Below are 16,588 nucleotides of genomic sequence, written 5' to 3'. Positions count from 1 at the left end.
CGTGAGGGTCCGCCAAGCGCATGCCGTCCGAATATTCCTTCCTCGACGTCGCCGTGCTCGACGCGGTCCGCCAGCGGTTTGCCGCCGGCGACGCGATCGCGATCCTGTCGGTGGACCTCGAGCAGGTGGTCTGGGCCAATGGGCCTGGAGCCGCCATGTTCGGCTATCCCGATATCGAAGCGATCATCGGCGCGTCGACGCGGCTGCCGCTGATCGCGCGCCGTCAGATCATGGCGACCAGCGGTTTCCCGCAGATCGGCGGCGATCGCTCGATCACGGTGCGCCTGGCAACCGGCATGACCAGCCGCGCCGTCGGCTTTCTTGCCAGTGCCGTGACGCTGCCCGACGGCGAGAACGCCATCATGCTGGCGGTGCCTGCGGCGCAGACCGGTTCGCGCAGTGCCGCCGAGATCGCCGGCCGGGCGATCAGCGGCTTAACCGAAGACGGCCATTTCATTGCCTTCGTCGATGCCAAGGGCAATGTCGAGGCCGCCTCGGAAGGATTTTCGGCGCTCGGCATCCAGCCCGCGACACTGGCGGCCCTGGTGGCCGACGTCGCGGCCGAGGGCGAGCGCATCGTCAAGCGCCTCGTTCCGGGCGGCAGGACCTCCTACCCGGCGGGCCTCGCCCGATTGACGCCGGAGCGGCATCTGCTGGTGGTGATCGACGAGGACCAACTCGAAGACAGCGCATCTGCCGCGGCGGCTTCGGGGGACGGCTCGTCCGCGGCAACGGAAGGCCCCGCCAAAGAGACTGGCGCCACAACGGAGGCAGCGGAAACCGCCGCGCCAGAATCCAGGTCTCGGCAGGACAATCAGCCGACAACAGATGTTTCGCGGACGGAGGCGATCGAACGGTTGCCGGCCGCTGCCGAGATCGAACAGGAGCCCGCCCCTTCCGAGCCCGTGGCTGACGATATGCCTGAACGGGCAAAGCGGGAGATCGAGGAGCCGACCGCGCCGGCACCGGTCGCCGCCGACAATGACCAGCCGGCGGCGGGCACGCCGGCACAGCATGATCATTGGTATTTCAATGCCGGAGAAGACGACGCGCCGGCCGCGCCGGAACCCAAAAGCACGACCGAGGCTGGCACCGAGGCTTCGGTGGACAGCGTGAAGCAGGACGAGGTCCCCTCCCCGGCAGCCCCGACTACAGCTTCGGCCACCCGGACGATAGACCGCTCGGCGGCACCGCTGCGTTTCGTCTGGCGTACCGACGCCGAGGGCAAGTTCAGCGCGCTGTCGCATGAATTCGCCGATGTCGTCGGCCATCCGGCCGCCGACGTGATCGGCCGACGCTTTAGGGATGTCGCGGCGACCTTCGGCCTTGATGCGTCCGGCGAGATCGCCGGCCTGCTGGAGCGGCGCGACACCTGGTCCGGCCGCTCGGTGCTGTGGCCGGTCGTCGGCACCGACCTGAAGATCCCGGTCGACCTGGCGGCATTGCCTGTCTATGGCCGCAGCCGCGCTTTCGAAGGCTTCCGCGGCTTCGGCGTCGCGCGAACCGGGGATGCGGTCGTCGATCCGGAGGCGATCGGCATGGCATTGGTGCCCAATGGCGAGAGGCCGGCGGCACCGAAACCGGAAGCCGTGGAGACGGTGCCTGAAGAACCAGAGGCCGGAGAGCCAAAGCCATCGGATCCGTTCAAGGGCGAAGTGCCGGCGCTGGTCATCGTACCGAAACCGGAGCGGCGGTTCGCCGACAAGGTCATCCGGCTGGCCGAACACAGGCAACCAGCCAATGACAAGGGGCTGTCGACGCTGGAACGCAGCGCGTTCCGCGAGATCGGCGAGCGTCTGAAGAAAGAAAGTTCCACGGCAGAGCCGCCGGAGGCTGAAGCAATAAAGCCGGCAAGGCAGGCGGAACCAGATGCCGGGACAGGCTCTTTGTCGGAGCCGCAAGACACGACCAAGCCGGCGACCAATGCGAAGCCGCCGGCGGACATCGCCACCTCGGATGCGGAACCAACAGAGTCGACCCAGGAACCGGTGGCCGACCCGGCGCATGAGATACCAGCGCCCGATGCGGAAGACGAGCCGGATGCGGGCGAACCTTCCACGGGCGATGCCGAGGATCAGAGGGATCTGGCGCGGCTCGACGGTGCGGAGCCGGATCAGGTCGAACAACAGACACCGACCTCCGAATCTCCGCAGCCGTCGGCCTCGGGCTCCCTGCTCGACTATGCCGGCAAAGAGCACGAGCCTGCCCGTGCCGCCGGCGGCACCGACGAGGCGCCGGCGCCCGAGGCGCAGGAGATAATCGGGGATGGCGAGGCGCCGGCGCAGGCAGGGCCTGCCAAGGCACCGCCGGCCGATGGCGACGGCATGACGTCAGACGATTTTCGCGACGCCGAGGACAATGAGGATTGGGCCGACGAGGAAGCGGCAGCGTCAAGCGCGCCTGCGGCCGCCGGCGAAACCGGCGGCACGCATGAAACGACCGAAACAATTGCCGAGCGACCACGCCTGCAAGTGCCGCCACTCAAAACCGCAGGGTTCATGCCGTCGGCTTTTTCCGTCGGCAACGAAAACAAGACGCCGGATACATCGCTTCTCGGCAAGCTGCCGGTGCCGCTCATCATCCATTCGGGCGATCAGTTGCACTATGCCAACGAGGAATTCCTCGACCTGACCGGGTACGGGACGCTGGAGGATCTGGAGGATGCGGGCGGCCTCGGCGCTTTGTTTGCCGATCCTTATGCCGGTGACGGCGCCTCCGACGGCAGCGACCGGGCGCTGCGGCTGAAGACGCGCGACGGACAGGAATTTCCGATCGACGCCATCCTGCGCTCCGTACCCTGGCGCGATGGCAAGGGCCTGATGCTGGTCGTTCGCCGTTCCGGCGAGGATGATGCGCCTGTGGCCCTGCACGCGATCGGCGAGGAGCCGACGCAGCCCGACATTTCCGAGCTCAAGGCACGGATCGCCGAGATGCGCACCATCATCGACACCGCCACCGACGGGGTCGTGCTGATCGGCAGCGACGGCACCATCCGTTCGATCAGCCGCCCGGCCGAGGCGCTATTCGGTTTCGACAGCGACGAGGTGACCGGCAAGCCGTTCGCCTCGCTGTTTGCCATCGAGAGCCAGCGCGCGGCGCGCGACTATCTCACCGGCCTGTCGGAGCCTGGCGTGGCGAGCGTCTTGAATGATGGCCGCGAGGTGATCGGCCGCGAAGCACAGGGGCGCTTCATCCCGCTGTTCATGACCATCGGCCGGCTGCCCAACGACAGCGGCTTCTGCGCCGTGGTGCGCGATATCACGCAGTGGAAGCGGGCCGAGGAGGATCTCACCCAGGCGCGTGCCGTGGCCGAACGCGCTTCCTCGCAGAAGACCGATTTCCTCGCCCGCATCAGCCATGAGATCCGCACGCCGCTCAACGCCATCATCGGCTTTTCCGAACTGATGGTCGACGAGAAGTTCGGGCCGGTCGCCAATGACCGCTACCGCGACTATCTGCGCGACATCAACCGCTCGGGCAACCACGTGCTCGACCTGGTCAACGATCTCCTGGATATCTCGAAGATCGAGGCCGGCCAGCAGGAAATGGCCTATGAGGCGGTGTCGCTCAACGATACGCTGGCCGAAACCGTGGCGATGATGCAGCCGCAGGCCAACCGCGAACGCGTCATCATCCGCTCCAGCTTCGCCTCGCGGCTGCCGGAAGTGGTGGCCGACCTGCGCAGCGTGCGCCAGATCGCGCTCAACATCCTGTCCAACGCCGTCCGCTACACCCAGGCCGGCGGCCAGGTGATCGTCTCGACCGCCTACGAGACCTCGGGCGACGTCGTCATGCGGGTGCGCGACACCGGCATCGGCATGAGCCAGTCCGAGATCGAGCAGGCGCTGAAGCCATTCAAGCAGATCAACGCCCTGAAGCGCGGGCGCGGCGACGGCACCGGCCTTGGCCTGCCGCTGACCAAGGCCATGGTGGAAGCCAACCGCGCCCGCTTCAGCATCAATTCGACACCCGGCGAGGGCACGCTGGTGGAGGTCGCGTTCCCGTCGACTCGGGTGCTGGCGGAATAGCAAGCCGAAAAGAAAAGGCGCCCAGAGGACGCCTTAAGAGATGGGATTGCTGTCACAACGGGGGCTTGAGCTGAATTCAGATCCTCCGGGGGCTGAGGAACGGGATTTCTCCCTCAAGTTACGTGCGACTATCGACGCCGGGCCTTAACAAGTCCTTACCGGGTCGCCAAAAAATTTACGAATGTGTACCACTCGTGAAATCTAGGTAAATTCGCGCGACATATTTCGTTAACCATGCCGGTTGCGGTCACTGCGCAAGTTGCGGCAGGTCGCGGAACAACTCCAGCGCTTCCGGGTTGGCGAGCGCTTCCTTGTTCTTGATGGCACGACCATGCACGACATCGCGCACCGCAAGCTCGGTGATCTTGCCCGACTTGGTACGGGGAATGTCCGAAACGGCGACGATCCTGGCCGGCACATGGCGGGGGCTCGCGCCGCTGCGTATCTTGGCGCGGATGCGTTTTTCCAGGTCCTCGTCCAGTTGGACACCCGCGGCCAGCCGCACGAACAGCACGACGCGCACGTCATTGTCGAAATTCTGGCCGATGCACAGCGCCTCCAGGATTTCGGGCATCTGCTCGACCTGGTTGTAGATTTCCGCCGTACCGATGCGCACGCCACCTGGATTGAGCGTCGCGTCCGAGCGGCCGTGGATGATAATGCCGCCATGATCGGTCCATTCGGCGAAATCGCCATGGCACCAGACATTGTCGAAACGCTCGAAATAGGCCGCCTGGTATTTCTTGCCGTCGGGATCGTTCCAGAAGCCGATCGGCATGGACGGAAAGGCCTTGGTGCAAACCAATTCCCCCTTCTCCTGCCTGACCGGCTTGCCGTCGTCGTCCCAGACGTCGACGGCGAGGCCGAGGCCCGGCCCCTGGATCTCCCCGGTCCAGACCGGCTCGATCGGCACGCCGAGCACGAAGCACGAAACGATATCGGTGCCGCCGGATACCGAGGCCAGATGCACGTCTTTCTTGATCCCGTCATAGACGAAGCGGAAATCCTCGGGCGAAAGCGGCGACCCGGTGGAGGATATGGCGCGCACCGTCGAGAGATCATGGCTGCGGATCGGCTTGAGACCGGCCTTGCGCACGGAATCGATGAACTTGGCCGAGGTCCCGAAGAAGGTCATCTTCTCGGCATCGGCGAAATCGAACAGCACGTTGCCGTCGGGGTGGAAGGGAGAGCCATCGTAGAGCAGCAGCGTTGCGCCAGAGGCCAGACCCGATACCAGCCAGTTCCACATCATCCAGCCGCAGGTGGTGAAGTAGAAGAAGCGGTCGCCGTCGCCGAGGCCGGCATGCAGCCGGTGTTCCTTGACATGCTGGATCAGCGTGCCGCCGGCCGAATGGACGATGCATTTGGGAATGCCGGTGGTGCCGGACGAAAACAGGATGTAGAGCGGATGCGAAAACGGCAGCCGCTCGAAGGTGACGGGCTTAATGGCGAAGGGCGACAGCGCCTCCTCCATCGCCACGGCCTTGTCGATGGTATCAGCCACGTCGGCGGAGGTGCCGAGATAGTCGACGAGCAGGATCTTGCGGACGCCGCCGAGCCTGGCCGCGACCGCCTTGACCTTGTCGGCGACCTCGATCGCCTTGCCATTGTACCAATAGCCGTCCGGCGCGATGAAGATGACGGGCTCGATCTGGCCGAACCGGTCGAGCACGCCCTGCTCGCCGAAATCGGGAGAACAGGATGACCAGACAGCCCCGATCGAGGCGGCGGCCAGCATGGCGGCGACGGCTTCGGGCATGTTCGGCATCATCGCCGCGATACGGTCACCCTTCTTCACCTCGAGCGACAGGAAAAGCTGCTGCAGGCGCGAGACCAGGCCATGCAGTTGGTTCCACGACAGTCGCCTCTCGACCTTGTCCTCGCCACGAAAAACGATTGCCTCGCCGGCCCCGGTTTTCTTCAGAAGGTTTTCGGCGAAATTCAGCGACGCGTCCGGGAAGAAAGAGGCGCCGGGCATCTTCTCGCCATCGAGCAGCAGTCGTTCGCCCTTGTCGCCTTCAAGACCGCAGAAATCCCAGACGAGATCCCAGAACGCCTCCCGGTTCTCGACCGACCAGCGGTGAAGATCGGCGTAGGAAGAGAATGGACTGCCGGTACTCGCCGCCGCGGCCTTCATGAAGGCGGTCAAGGGCGAGGCATCAATCTGGTCTTGCGTTGGGGTCCAGAGCGGTACTTCGCCAGCCATGATCGATCCTCCCACGGTCGTCATCGCTTATGCATATCGCAGCGCAGCAGAGCAAGATTTTGTTGGGCCGACTCAGCCAGGTGTGCGCAAATGCCATCGCCGGGCCATAAAGACTTGAAATGCGTCAGCCCTAAGTCGTAGTGACGACACGGGTTACACCCGTCGGACGATCGTTTTTATCGGAATGGAAGCATACGGGGCTATATGCCATCATCCTTGATCCGCCGCGGAGTATGGGCGATCGGTGTTGCCGCGATCGTCATCGCCCTGGTGGTCGCGGCCCTGCCGCTGATCGCCTCGACGCGGATCGTGCGTGACCGCATCGCTTGGGAATTGAGCGCCTGGAGCGGCTTTCGGGTGGCCATCGAGGGGTCGCCGCGCATCGAGGTCTGGCCGAAATTCCGCGCGATCCTGACCGATGTGACGCTGTCGAAGTGGACGGATGCCGATGCGCCGCCGGTCGTCGAAGCCGAACGGGTCGAGGTCGACCTCTCGGCCATGGCGGCATTGCAGGGCGATGTGGTGTTTTCCACGGCACGGCTGATTAGGCCGACGATCCGGGTCCAGCGCACGGCGGACGGGCTGTTCCTGCCCACGGCGCCGACCGGCGGGCGCATCGCGCGCTCCATCGACGCGGCCCGTGGCCTGGTCAAGACCGACCCCGCCAAGCCCGACCTGGACAAGCTGCCGACCGACACTTTCGGCACTGTGGAGTTCAGGGACGGCCGCATGGTGGCGTCCGTCAACGGCAAGGATATGGAGATCTTGAGCAGTCTTAGCGGCCAGGCCACATGGGCGGCGATGAACAGCAATGCGACGCTATCCGCGACAGGGATCTGGCGTGGCGAAAGCGTGACCGTGGATGCCGCCTCGCCGAGACCGCTGGTGCTGTTTGCCGGGGGCATGGCGCCGCTCACCCTGTCCTTCAAGGCAGCGCCCGCCACCTTCTCGTTCGACGGCACGGCCAACATGTCCGAAAACGCCTATTTCGACGGCCAGGTGAAATTCGCGGCCCCCTCGCTGCGCCGCGTGCTGGAATGGTCACAGGCCGGCATTGCGCCGAGCGCGGCGATCGGCTCGGTCAGCATTTCGAGCAAGGTGACGGCGTCGGCCGGACGCGTCAAATTCGAAAACACGGCGCTGGCGCTGGACAACAACCCGGGCATGGGCGCGCTGGACCTGTCTCTTGGCGAGACGCAGCCGGTGATCTCGGGCACACTTGCCTTCGACACGCTCGACCTCAGGTCGTTCCTATCCGCCTTCACGTCGCTTGGACCGGCGAGCAGCGGCGAGCCAGGTCAGGTCAATACGAGTTTCGCCGACCGGGTCAATCTCGATCTCAGGCTGTCGGCGGCCCATGCCACGGCGGGGAGCATCCAGCTTGCCGATGTCGCGGCCACCGCCCAGGTCAAGGACGGTCTTTCCGTCTTCGACATCTCCGACGCCTCGGCTTTTGGCGGCAACATCCAGACCAGCCTTCGTTTCGACCGCAAACCCGAGGGCACCCAGGTCGAGATCCGGCTGCTGGCCTCCGATGTCGATGGCGGCGCGTTCGGTACCGCGGCCGGGATGACCCGGCTGGTGCCGGTCGGCACGGGCACCGTTTCGGTCATCCTCAAGGGGCCGGGAAGGACCTGGGATTCGATCTTTGAAAACGCCGACGGCTCGGTCTCGGCGACCTTCGGCCCTGGCGCGCTCAGCAAGTTCAACCTGCCTGCCTTTCTCAAGCACACCGAACAGGGCGGCTTCTTCGCGCTCGACGATGTCTCGGACGGGACGCTGCCCATCGATGGGGCCGAAGTGAAGGCAACCATTTCGAGAGGCGTGGCCAGACTCGACAAGGCCGAGGCCAATTCGGCGAAATACAAGATCTGGCTTTCCGGCATCGCATCCTACGCAGGACGCGGACTGGCGCTGTCGGGCGGCGTCATCCAGTCGGATCAGCCGGCAACGCAAAAGAGCGGCCAGCAGGGGCCTAACCAGTCGTCGTTTTTCGTCGGCGGAACCTGGAGCACGCCGTTCATTTCACCGATAAGCCGCGGCGTTTCGGGCGAATAAGGCCTTGCGCCCGAAGCGCAGCTCCTACCCGCGCTGCGCGGCGCGCTCGTCAAGCTGCCGCTGCACCTCGCGCCGCTTGTTGGCGACCGAAGCGATGACGACGCCAACCGTGACGATCGCGATCAGAAGGGTGCAGGCGGCATTGATCTCCGGCGTCACGCCGAGACGGACCTGGCTGTAGATCTTCATCGGCAGCGTGGTGGCGCCAGGACCCGAAGCAAAGCTGGCGATGACCAGGTCGTCCAGTGACAGCGTGAAGGCCAGCATCCAGCCGGACACGATCGCCGGCAGAATGACCGGCAGCGTGATCTGGAAGAAGGTCTTCACCGGCGGCGCACCAAGATCCATGGCGGCTTCTTCCAGCGAGCGATCGAAGCTGACAAGCCGCGACTGCACGACGACCGCGACAAAGCACATAGTGAAGGTGATATGCGCGAGGATCACGGTCGTCATGCCGCGATCCATGCCGATGGCGACAAACAGCAGGAGCAGCGACAGGCCGGTAATGACATCAGGCATGACCAATGGTGCGAAGATCATGCCGGAGAACAGGACCCTGCCCCGGAAGCGTGTGTAGCGGGTCAGCGCCAGGGCTCCCATAGTGCCGAGAACCGTGGCCACCGTCGCTGAAATCAGACCGACGCGGATGGTCACCCATGCGGCGTCCATCAGGCCCTGATTGTGGAACAGCGATACGTACCATTTGGTGGAAAAGCCGCCCCAGACGGTGACGAGCTTGGACTCGTTGAAGGAGAAGACGACGAGCAGCACGATCGGCAAATAGAGAAAGGCAAAACCGAGCGTGATCGAGGTGATGTTGAAGCGGCTCCAGGTGGTGTTCATTTGTCCTGCTCCTGCGCGCGGGCCTGGGCATGCTGGAACAACACGATCGGTACGATAAGCAGCAACAGCAGGATGACGGCAACGGCCGACGACACCGGCCAGTCACGATTGGCGAAGAACTCGTTCCACAGCGTCTTGCCGATCATCAGCGTCTGCGAGCCGCCGAGCAGGTCGGGAATGACGAATTCGCCCACCGCCGGGATGAACACAAGCAGGCAGCCGGCGATGACGCCGGGCAGGGACAGCGGAAAGGTGATCTTCCAGAAGGCAGCGGTCGGCGGACAGCCGAGATCCTTGGCCGCCTCGATCAGCGAGTAGTCCATCTTTTCCAACGACGAATAAAGCGGCAGCACCATGAACGGTAGGTAGGAATAGACGATGCCGATGAAGATGGCCGTGTAGGTGTTGAGGATCACCAGCGGCTGGTTGACGATGTGTAGCGACAAGAGCAACTGGTTGAGCAGGCCCTCGGGCTTCAGGATACCGATCCAGGCATAGACGCGGATCAGGAACGACGTCCAGAACGGCAGGATGACCAGCATCAGCAATGTCGGGCGGATCGTGGCCGGGGCGCGGGCCATGCCATAGGCTATGGGATAGCCAACCAGCAAGGTCAGCACCGTGGAAGTGGCAGCGATGACGACGCTGGTGAGGTACGCCTTGAAATAGAGAGCGTCCTGCGTCAGCCATACATAATTGTCGAAGTTGAGGTCGCGAAAGCCGGCGAAGAAGCCGGAAACGCCGTCCCTGAGATCGAGCACCGGCGTGTAGGGCGGCATGGCGATAGCCGTCTGTGACAGCGAGATCTTGAAGACGATGACGAAGGGGACGAGAAAGAAGAACAGCAGCCAGAGATAGGGAACGATGATGACGAGCCGGCTGACGAAGCCGGCACCCAAACGCGTCAGGAACGGATTGGCGGCAGTCGATGGCGCGGCGGCATCGGCGACGGCGATATTGGACATGACCGCCCCTTACCGCGCCAGCACGACGCCGGCGTCGGGCCGGAAGGACACCCAGGCACGGTCGTTCCAGGTCAGCGGATCCGCAGTCACACGGGCCGCGTTCATGGCGCTTGCCCGCACGATCTGCCCATCGTCCAGCCTGACGTGATAGACGGTCATGTCGCCGAGATAGGCGATGTCGTAAACCTCGCCCTCCAGCGCGTTGACGGCGTCGGCCGGCTTCTTCGACGAGACCTTGATCTTCTCCGGCCTGATGGCGAAGACGATATTGGCATCGGCCTTAGCGTTCGCGCCACCATTTTCGACGACGATCTGGGCTCCGGTCGCGCCGGTGATGCGCGTTGTCTTGTCGGTGCGCTCGGCAACCTTGCCCTCGAACATGTTCACGTTGCCTACGAAATGGGCGACGAACCGCGACGTCGGGGCTTCGTAGACTTCCGGCGGCGTCGCAACCTGCATGACCTCGCCCTTGTCCATGATGGCGATGCGATCGGCCATCGTCATCGCCTCTTCCTGGTCATGGGTGACGACGACGAAGGTGAGACCAAGCTCCTGCTGCAGATCCATCAGTTCGAACTGGGTTTCCTCGCGCAGCTTCTTGTCGAGCGCGCCGAGCGGCTCGTCCAGCAGAAGCACCTTCGGTCGCTTGGCGACCGAGCGGGCAAGCGCGACGCGCTGGCGCTGGCCGCCGGAGAGCTGGTGCGGCTTGCGTTTGGCGAACTGCTCGAGCTTGACCAGTTTCAGCATGTCGGCGACGCGCTTTCCGATGTCGGGCTTCGGCATGCCTTCCTGCTTGAGGCCAAAGGCGATGTTGTTCTCGACCGTCATATGCGGGAACAAGGCATAGGACTGGAACATCATGTTGACCGGCCGGCGATAGGGCGGAATGCCGTGCAGATCCTGGCCATCGAGCAGGATGCGGCCGGCCGTCGGTTCCTCGAAGCCGGCAAGCATCCTGAGCAGCGTCGACTTTCCGCAACCCGAGGCACCAAGCAAGGCGAAGAATTCACGCTCGAAAATGGTCAGCGACAGATTGTTGACGGCGGTGAAGTCACCGAACTTCTTGCTGACGTTGTCGAACTGGATATAAGGCTTGGCGTTCGGGTCGTTCCATGGCGCGAAGTCCCTGCGGATGCTGCCAAGCGATTTCATATCCCACTCCGTACTTTTTCGTTCCCCAACAGAAATCGACCCCGGCAGTTGGCTGCCGGGGTCGCGTCGGATTGCCTACTGGCCGGTGACGATCTTGGTCCAGCTGCGCGTGATGATGCGCTGCGTCTTGGGATCGTAAGGCTGGGTGGTATAGAGCTTCTGCAAGGTCGCGGCGTCCGGATAGACCGACGGGTCGTCGAGCAGCGCCTTGTCGACGAACTGCTGCGATGCCTTGTTGCCGTTGGCATAAAGGACATAGTTCGACGACTTCGCAATCACTTCCGGCGTCATCATGTAGTTGATGAATTCGAGCGCCTCGGCGACATGCGGCGCATCGGCGGGGATCGCCATCTGATCGAACCACATCTGGGCGCCTTCCTTCGGCACGGAATAGCCGATCTCCACGCCTTGCTTGGCTTCGACCGCCCGGTTGCGAGCCTGGAACACGTCACCCGACCAGCCGACCGCCAGGCAGATATCGCCATTGGCAAGTGCGTTGATGTATTCGGACGAGTGGAATTTCCTGATGTAGGGACGGATCTTGAGAAGAGCTTCCTCGGCCTTGGCGATATCGTCTGGCGAGGTGCTGTTGGGGTCCAGACCGAGATATTTCAGGGCCGCCGGCAGGATGTCGGAGGGAGAATCCAGCACATAGACGCCGCAATCCTTCAATTTGGCCAGGCTGTCCGGATTGAAGAAGGTATCCCAGCTGTCGATCTTGTCGGTGCCGAGCGCTGCCTGCACTTTCTTGGTGTTGTAGCCGATGCCGACCGTTCCCCACATGTAATTGACCGAGTATTCGTTGCCGGGGTCGTATTTGGCGGTGCGCTCCGTAACCGTATCCCACATGTTGGAGAGGTTCGGCAGCTTCGACTTGTCGAGCTTCTGGAACACACCGGCCTGGATCTGGCGGGCGAGGAAATTGCCGCTCGGCACGACGACGTCGTAACCACTGCCGCCGGCGAGCAGTTTGGTTTCGAGGATTTCGTTGGAATCGAAGGTGTCGTAGACGACCTTGATGCCAGTCTTCTTGGTGAAGTCATCGATGATCGAACTGTCGATATAGTCAGACCAGTTGAAGACGTTGACGACGCGGTCCGCGGCGTGACCAGCGGGTGTCAAAAGCACCAGAAATACCGAGGTTGCCGAAAGCCAGAGCGCTTTGCGGATCATGCTATTCTCCTTTGGTGAGTGTTCCATCGCCGGCGCGTCGCGACATGCTCGCGCGGCCGGGCATTTGCTTCAGACTATTGGGCTTTCCAGGGATCGACAAGCACCATCCGGCACGCCGCCTGCCGCCACCCGGTCGTTCGGGGCGGGAAGGAATTGCGGTGCCGTCAGAAGCTTTCGCCGCCGCGCGGAGAGAGATACAAGAATGTGGTCCGGTCTCGATCGAGCCGCCGGGGAGACTTGGCAAGATAAGCCTGTCTTGTTGTTGCCGTGTTCCCAGCCTGCCCGGGCGGCAGCGACGTTGTCAATGGGCAAAGCTTCGGCGCCGGCATCAATTAGGCGAAGGTACTCCGGTGACCCCCGCCCGCTGCGGTCGCGCCTGGCGCTTGAATTCGAGCCCAATATGGACAAGCAGCGCCGTGACCACCACCGCGCCGCCGATGATGGTGCGCCCGGACGGCACCTCGGAATGGATGAGCCAGACCCATATTGGCCCCAGGATCGGCTCGAACGTACCGAGCAGTGCCGCGATCGCCGCCGGGATCAGGCGCGCGCCGGTGGCGAAGAAAGCAAGGCCAAGGCCGAGATTGACCACGCCGAAGACGAAGAGAAAGCCCATGTCGCCGACCGACACCATGAAGATCGAGGCCTGCGAGGCAGCGAAGCCCGCCGCCAGGATCGTGCCCAGACAGGTCGCCGGCGTCATGCGCACGCTGGAGAAGCGCCGAGTGATGACGGTGGCGATCGAGAACATGAACGCGATCAGCAGCGCCAGTCCATCGCCTATGGGCGAGACGGCGCCGTCAAGAGATTCAGAGACCATGATGGCGACGCCGGCGATGACGGCGGCAATCGCCATCCAGGTTGCGACGGTTACCCGTTCGCGAAACAGCGCCCAGGCAAACAAGGCCGCCAGGAGCGGCACGCCGGCCTGCATCAAGAGGATGTTGGCGACGGTGGTGTAGGCAAGCGCCACGACGAACGAGGTCGACGCGATGGCGAAGCAGAATCCCACCGCAATGCCTGGCAGGCCCATGTGCCGGAATGACTTCACCATGCCGCGCCAGCCGTCACGCCAGACCATGAAGCAGAGCAGGAAGGCGGCAGCCCAAACGGAGCGCCAGAAAATAACGGTCCAGCTGTCACCGACGCCTATGAAGCGGGCGATGGTGCCGCCGAAACTCCACATCAGCGCCGACAGGAAGACCAGAAGCATGCCGACGCGTTCCTCGCGCGGCGAGACAGTCGGGGTAGCAAGGCCGGTCGATGCAACAAGGGTCGGAGATGATGCCGTGTCTGTCATGGCGCGACTGTCGAGCTTTTGTGGACGGGACGATGCGCAAGGGACGACAAAAAACTACTCTGTTCACGTAACGCAAAGGTGCAGACCGGGGATGATCCAGTGCGGCGCTCCGTTTGGCGCACTGCAAGGCTTGACCAACCTTACGAAGTGTTTTTCTTGCCGCGAATGAGGCTCCAGAGACCCGCCAAAGGGACTAGCAGGATCAGGCCAAATTTTTTCAGCGCAATGAGCGCCACAGCGATAAGACCTGCCTTTGCCGCCAATTTTCCGGCTATCAGGCCGCCAATGCCGACTGCCGCGACCGTATCGGCGCCCGGTGTGAAATCCGTGTACTTTTTTCCGTCATTGAAGACAGCAAGACCAAGGACTTCGTCCAGGCTCTGCCTTATCTCCGGCAACTGCTCCACCGTGGCGATATAGCTCATTACGAAAACGCCTTCCCTGCCCAGAAAACGGACGTCGTAGTTGAGCGTGTGAACGCTATCGTTTCCGAATTGCAATTCCTTGGCCCAGTGCAAACGCTTGTTTGCCGCATCATAGACCGGCGGTGAGGCCCAACCAATGAGCGTAATGGGCGGAAAGCCGTCCTTCAGCCTTTGGTCATTGCCCGACAAGGTGTCCGCCTGCATGCTGTGCAGCAGATCGCCATAATCGATTGATGCGGCATCGCCATCATCGACATGGCCTATCTTTTCCCATCGCAGTTCTATCCCCCAATTGCCGTCCGAGAGGGGATCGTATTTGGCTGGAAAGATCATGCCGACGGCATCGGAAGCCGAAGCGGGTGGATTGCCCCAAGCCTCGGTCAGGACCGAGACCGTATCTTTCTTGCTCAGAAAGTAGAACTTATCTCCGAGATTGAGATGCACACCTTCGGCAAGGTCCACCGCGCCGATCTTCGGATCAATCTTATCCAAGAACGCCTTGCCGGCATCATTGTAAGCTTCATAGGACTTGAAGAATCCCGAGGATTTCTCCGCAAATGCGGGCGAGATCGCCAGGGCAAGGCCCAGACCAACCCAAAGAACCGTCCTGCCCATCAATACCCCCCGCCGATCCGCAGCTAGAGGTTTGATATCCTACTACCAATGCTCAATCAATATTGTTGCTCGCAATGTTGGGCGCGTGAAGGCTTGTTGTTTGCACAACCAAAGAAGAACCTGCCCCACCATGCTCTCCACCGGCGCCGATCTTACTGAAAATCGAACGCGCTCAGGCCGGTCACCATCTCGTCGAGGCCGAGGGGGCGGGTCACCGGCGGCTCGGCGCGCGCCAGGCAGCCGACACGCTCGCAAAGCCGGCAGGCCGGTCCGATGGGCGTCGCCGCGATGGTGACCGCCCCTACCTTCGGGCCGACTGCCGTGCCGGGCAGGGCCGCGCCATAGACGATGTCGTCGCGAAAACCGATGTCGCAGCCAAGCAGCAGTGCCGTGCGGCGCGGGCGTTCGGAGAATGCGCCTTGCGGTCCTTCCAGCGTGCGGGCGATGCACAGGAACTCGGCGCCGTCGGGCATTTCCACCGCCTCGACGAAGATCTGGCCGGGTTGGGTGAAGGCGACATGCACGGGAAGCTTGGGACAGCCGCCGCCAAATCGGCTTTGCGGAAAGCCCTGGCTGCCGGCCTTGCGAAAGCGATTTCCGGCATTGTCGACCTCGAGCATGAAGAAGGGCACGCCAGAAGCACCTTGCCGCTGCAGCATGGTCAGGCGGTTTGCCGCCTGCTCGAAGGAGACGCCAAAGCGCGAGCGCAGGACGTCGATGTCATAGCGTGAGCGAACGGCCGCCGCGTGAAAGGGCTGGTAAGGCATCATCAGCGCATGGGCGGCATAGCGGCCGAGTTCGAAGCGGGCAAGGCGGCGCGCCTCGTCCGTGGCCAGCCTTAGCGCCTGGATCTCGCCGGCGACCGCGACCGTCATGCGGATCAGGCAGGCCTCCATCGCGACTTCACGCAACTGGTCGAATGGCGACAGGCGCTCGGACAGGAACAGGCGCTGCGAGTGACGGTCGTAGCGGCGGCGCCAGTTCGGCATGGTGGCGACCGGCAGAACCTTGACCACGATGCCGTATTCGCGCCTCAGCCATGCCTTCAAGGCGCCAAACAGGTCGTCGCCGGGATCGAGCACCGACGTGAACGCCTCGGCCTCTTCCTCGAGCGAGGAAAAATGGTTCGGCCGCCGCTCGAAAATCTCGTGCACCTCGTCGATCGGCAGCCGGGCGCCGGAGAGCGCGGTCGCACGGCCCTCGCGCGCCAGAAGCTCGTTGATGTCGGACAGCCGCTCGGCCTGCTCGCGATAGGCGCGGAACAGTTTTATCACCGCCGCGGAGGCATTGGGCGCCGCCTCGGCAAGCTCGATCAGTTCCTGGTCCCCCGGCAGCTCGCCGACCAGCAGCGGATCGGTGAACACCTCCTTCAGGCCAGCGACCGACCCCCTCGCCTCGCCCTGAAGCTCATGCGGATCGACCTTGTAGACGGAGGCCAACCTCAGGATCAGCTGCACCGTCAGCGGCCGCTGGTTGCGCTCGATCAGGTTGAGGTAGGAGGGCGAGATGCCGAGCCCCTCGGCCATCGCCGTCTGGGTCAGGCCCTTGGCGTTGCGGATGCGGCGAATGCGCGGCCCGGCGAAAATCTTCTGGTCAGCCATCGACTATCCTTGACAGGAAATTACATGAAATCAGTCGCGATCCCGGCTTGCTTGCCTTTACAGGATTGACAAATTTACAATGCCTCCCTGTCAAACACAATACAGATTTTCCCTTATATCCGGTGGGATTTCCTGATTTTCCTGGCTCATTTTGCGGCGCAATGTAAATTCAGTCACATAGAAGTACCCACGACAACTGGCGCACGGACATCGCGCAGAAAC

Annotated in this window: 10 protein-coding genes; 2 read left to right on the top strand and 8 right to left on the bottom strand. The window is 63.1% G+C overall.

What is annotated here, in order from left to right; all coding sequences use genetic code 11:
• The first annotated feature begins 20 nt into the window (after window positions 1–20).
• Window positions 21–4,028 carry a PAS domain S-box protein gene (locus LB536_RS23185; RefSeq protein ID WP_224596690.1) on the top strand — a complete coding sequence of 1,336 codons (4,008 nt, stop codon included), beginning with the start codon at window positions 21–23 and terminating at the stop codon, window positions 4,026–4,028.
• A 247-nt stretch (window positions 4,029–4,275) separates the two neighbouring features.
• Here LB536_RS23185 and LB536_RS23180 read toward each other — a convergent pair whose 3' ends face one another.
• Complete coding sequence (locus tag LB536_RS23180; RefSeq protein ID WP_224596688.1) at window positions 4,276–6,234, bottom strand: acetoacetate--CoA ligase; 1,959 nt, start codon at window positions 6,232–6,234, stop codon at window positions 4,276–4,278.
• 204 nt (window positions 6,235–6,438) lie between these two features.
• On the opposite strand from LB536_RS23180, the gene LB536_RS23175 reads away from it, so the two are divergent.
• Window positions 6,439–8,292 carry an AsmA-like C-terminal region-containing protein gene (locus tag LB536_RS23175; RefSeq protein WP_140758951.1) on the top strand — a complete coding sequence of 618 codons (1,854 nt, stop codon included), beginning with the start codon at window positions 6,439–6,441 and terminating at the stop codon, window positions 8,290–8,292.
• A gap of 24 nt (window positions 8,293–8,316) precedes the next feature.
• Here LB536_RS23175 and LB536_RS23170 read toward each other — a convergent pair whose 3' ends face one another.
• The 7 genes from LB536_RS23170 to LB536_RS23140 all read right to left on the bottom strand — a co-directional run bounded on the left by LB536_RS23170 (window position 8,317) and on the right by LB536_RS23140 (window position 16,366).
• A complete protein-coding gene (locus tag LB536_RS23170; RefSeq protein WP_140758950.1) occupies window positions 8,317–9,135 on the bottom strand; it encodes an ABC transporter permease in 819 nt (272 codons plus the stop codon).
• The gene (locus tag LB536_RS23165) at window positions 9,132–10,100 is read right to left on the bottom strand and encodes an ABC transporter permease subunit (RefSeq protein ID WP_140758949.1); all 969 of its coding nucleotides are present in this window, start codon (window positions 10,098–10,100) and stop codon (window positions 9,132–9,134) included. The genes LB536_RS23170 and LB536_RS23165 overlap by 4 nt, the downstream gene beginning before the upstream one ends.
• A 9-nt stretch (window positions 10,101–10,109) precedes the next feature.
• Window positions 10,110–11,252 carry an ABC transporter ATP-binding protein gene (locus tag LB536_RS23160; protein ID WP_224596686.1) on the bottom strand — a complete coding sequence of 381 codons (1,143 nt, stop codon included), beginning with the start codon at window positions 11,250–11,252 and terminating at the stop codon, window positions 10,110–10,112.
• A gap of 75 nt (window positions 11,253–11,327) precedes the next feature.
• Window positions 11,328–12,425: a polyamine ABC transporter substrate-binding protein gene (locus LB536_RS23155; protein WP_224596684.1), complete on the bottom strand. Its 1,098-nt coding sequence runs from the start codon at window positions 12,423–12,425 to the stop codon at window positions 11,328–11,330.
• A gap of 328 nt (window positions 12,426–12,753) precedes the next feature.
• Window positions 12,754–13,725 (bottom strand): DMT family transporter, encoded by a 972-nt coding sequence (locus LB536_RS23150; protein ID WP_140758946.1) that lies wholly within the window; start codon window positions 13,723–13,725, stop codon window positions 12,754–12,756.
• A gap of 140 nt (window positions 13,726–13,865) precedes the next feature.
• Window positions 13,866–14,765, bottom strand: coding sequence for a DUF2167 domain-containing protein (locus LB536_RS23145; RefSeq protein ID WP_224596681.1), 900 nt, complete (start codon window positions 14,763–14,765; stop codon window positions 13,866–13,868).
• Between the two features lie 152 nt (window positions 14,766–14,917).
• A complete protein-coding gene (locus LB536_RS23140) occupies window positions 14,918–16,366 on the bottom strand; it encodes a short-chain fatty acyl-CoA regulator family protein (RefSeq protein ID WP_140758944.1) in 1,449 nt (482 codons plus the stop codon).
• Window positions 16,367–16,588 lie beyond the last annotated feature (222 nt).

The organism is Mesorhizobium sp. ES1-3, assembly GCF_020164795.1.
Classification (GTDB): domain Bacteria; phylum Pseudomonadota; class Alphaproteobacteria; order Rhizobiales; family Rhizobiaceae; genus Mesorhizobium.
The sequence above is the reverse complement of the archived record's forward strand: the minus strand, read 5'-3'. Positions and strand labels throughout refer to the sequence as shown.

Bases quoted from the DNA above. Each gene is read 5' to 3' on its own strand.
- LB536_RS23185 (WP_224596690.1), top strand. From the start codon at position 21: ATGCCGTCCGAATATTCCTTCCTCGACGTCGCCGTGCTCGACGCGGTC.
- LB536_RS23180 (WP_224596688.1), bottom strand. From the start codon at position 6,234: ATGGCTGGCGAAGTACCGCTCTGGACCCCAACGCAAGACCAGATTGAT.
- LB536_RS23175 (WP_140758951.1), top strand. From the start codon at position 6,439: ATGCCATCATCCTTGATCCGCCGCGGAGTATGGGCGATCGGTGTTGCC.
- LB536_RS23170 (WP_140758950.1), bottom strand. From the start codon at position 9,135: ATGAACACCACCTGGAGCCGCTTCAACATCACCTCGATCACGCTCGGT.
- LB536_RS23165 (WP_140758949.1), bottom strand. From the start codon at position 10,100: ATGTCCAATATCGCCGTCGCCGATGCCGCCGCGCCATCGACTGCCGCC.
- LB536_RS23160 (WP_224596686.1), bottom strand. From the start codon at position 11,252: ATGAAATCGCTTGGCAGCATCCGCAGGGACTTCGCGCCATGGAACGAC.
- LB536_RS23155 (WP_224596684.1), bottom strand. From the start codon at position 12,425: ATGATCCGCAAAGCGCTCTGGCTTTCGGCAACCTCGGTATTTCTGGTG.
- LB536_RS23150 (WP_140758946.1), bottom strand. From the start codon at position 13,725: ATGACAGACACGGCATCATCTCCGACCCTTGTTGCATCGACCGGCCTT.
- LB536_RS23145 (WP_224596681.1), bottom strand. From the start codon at position 14,765: ATGGGCAGGACGGTTCTTTGGGTTGGTCTGGGCCTTGCCCTGGCGATC.
- LB536_RS23140 (WP_140758944.1), bottom strand. From the start codon at position 16,366: ATGGCTGACCAGAAGATTTTCGCCGGGCCGCGCATTCGCCGCATCCGC.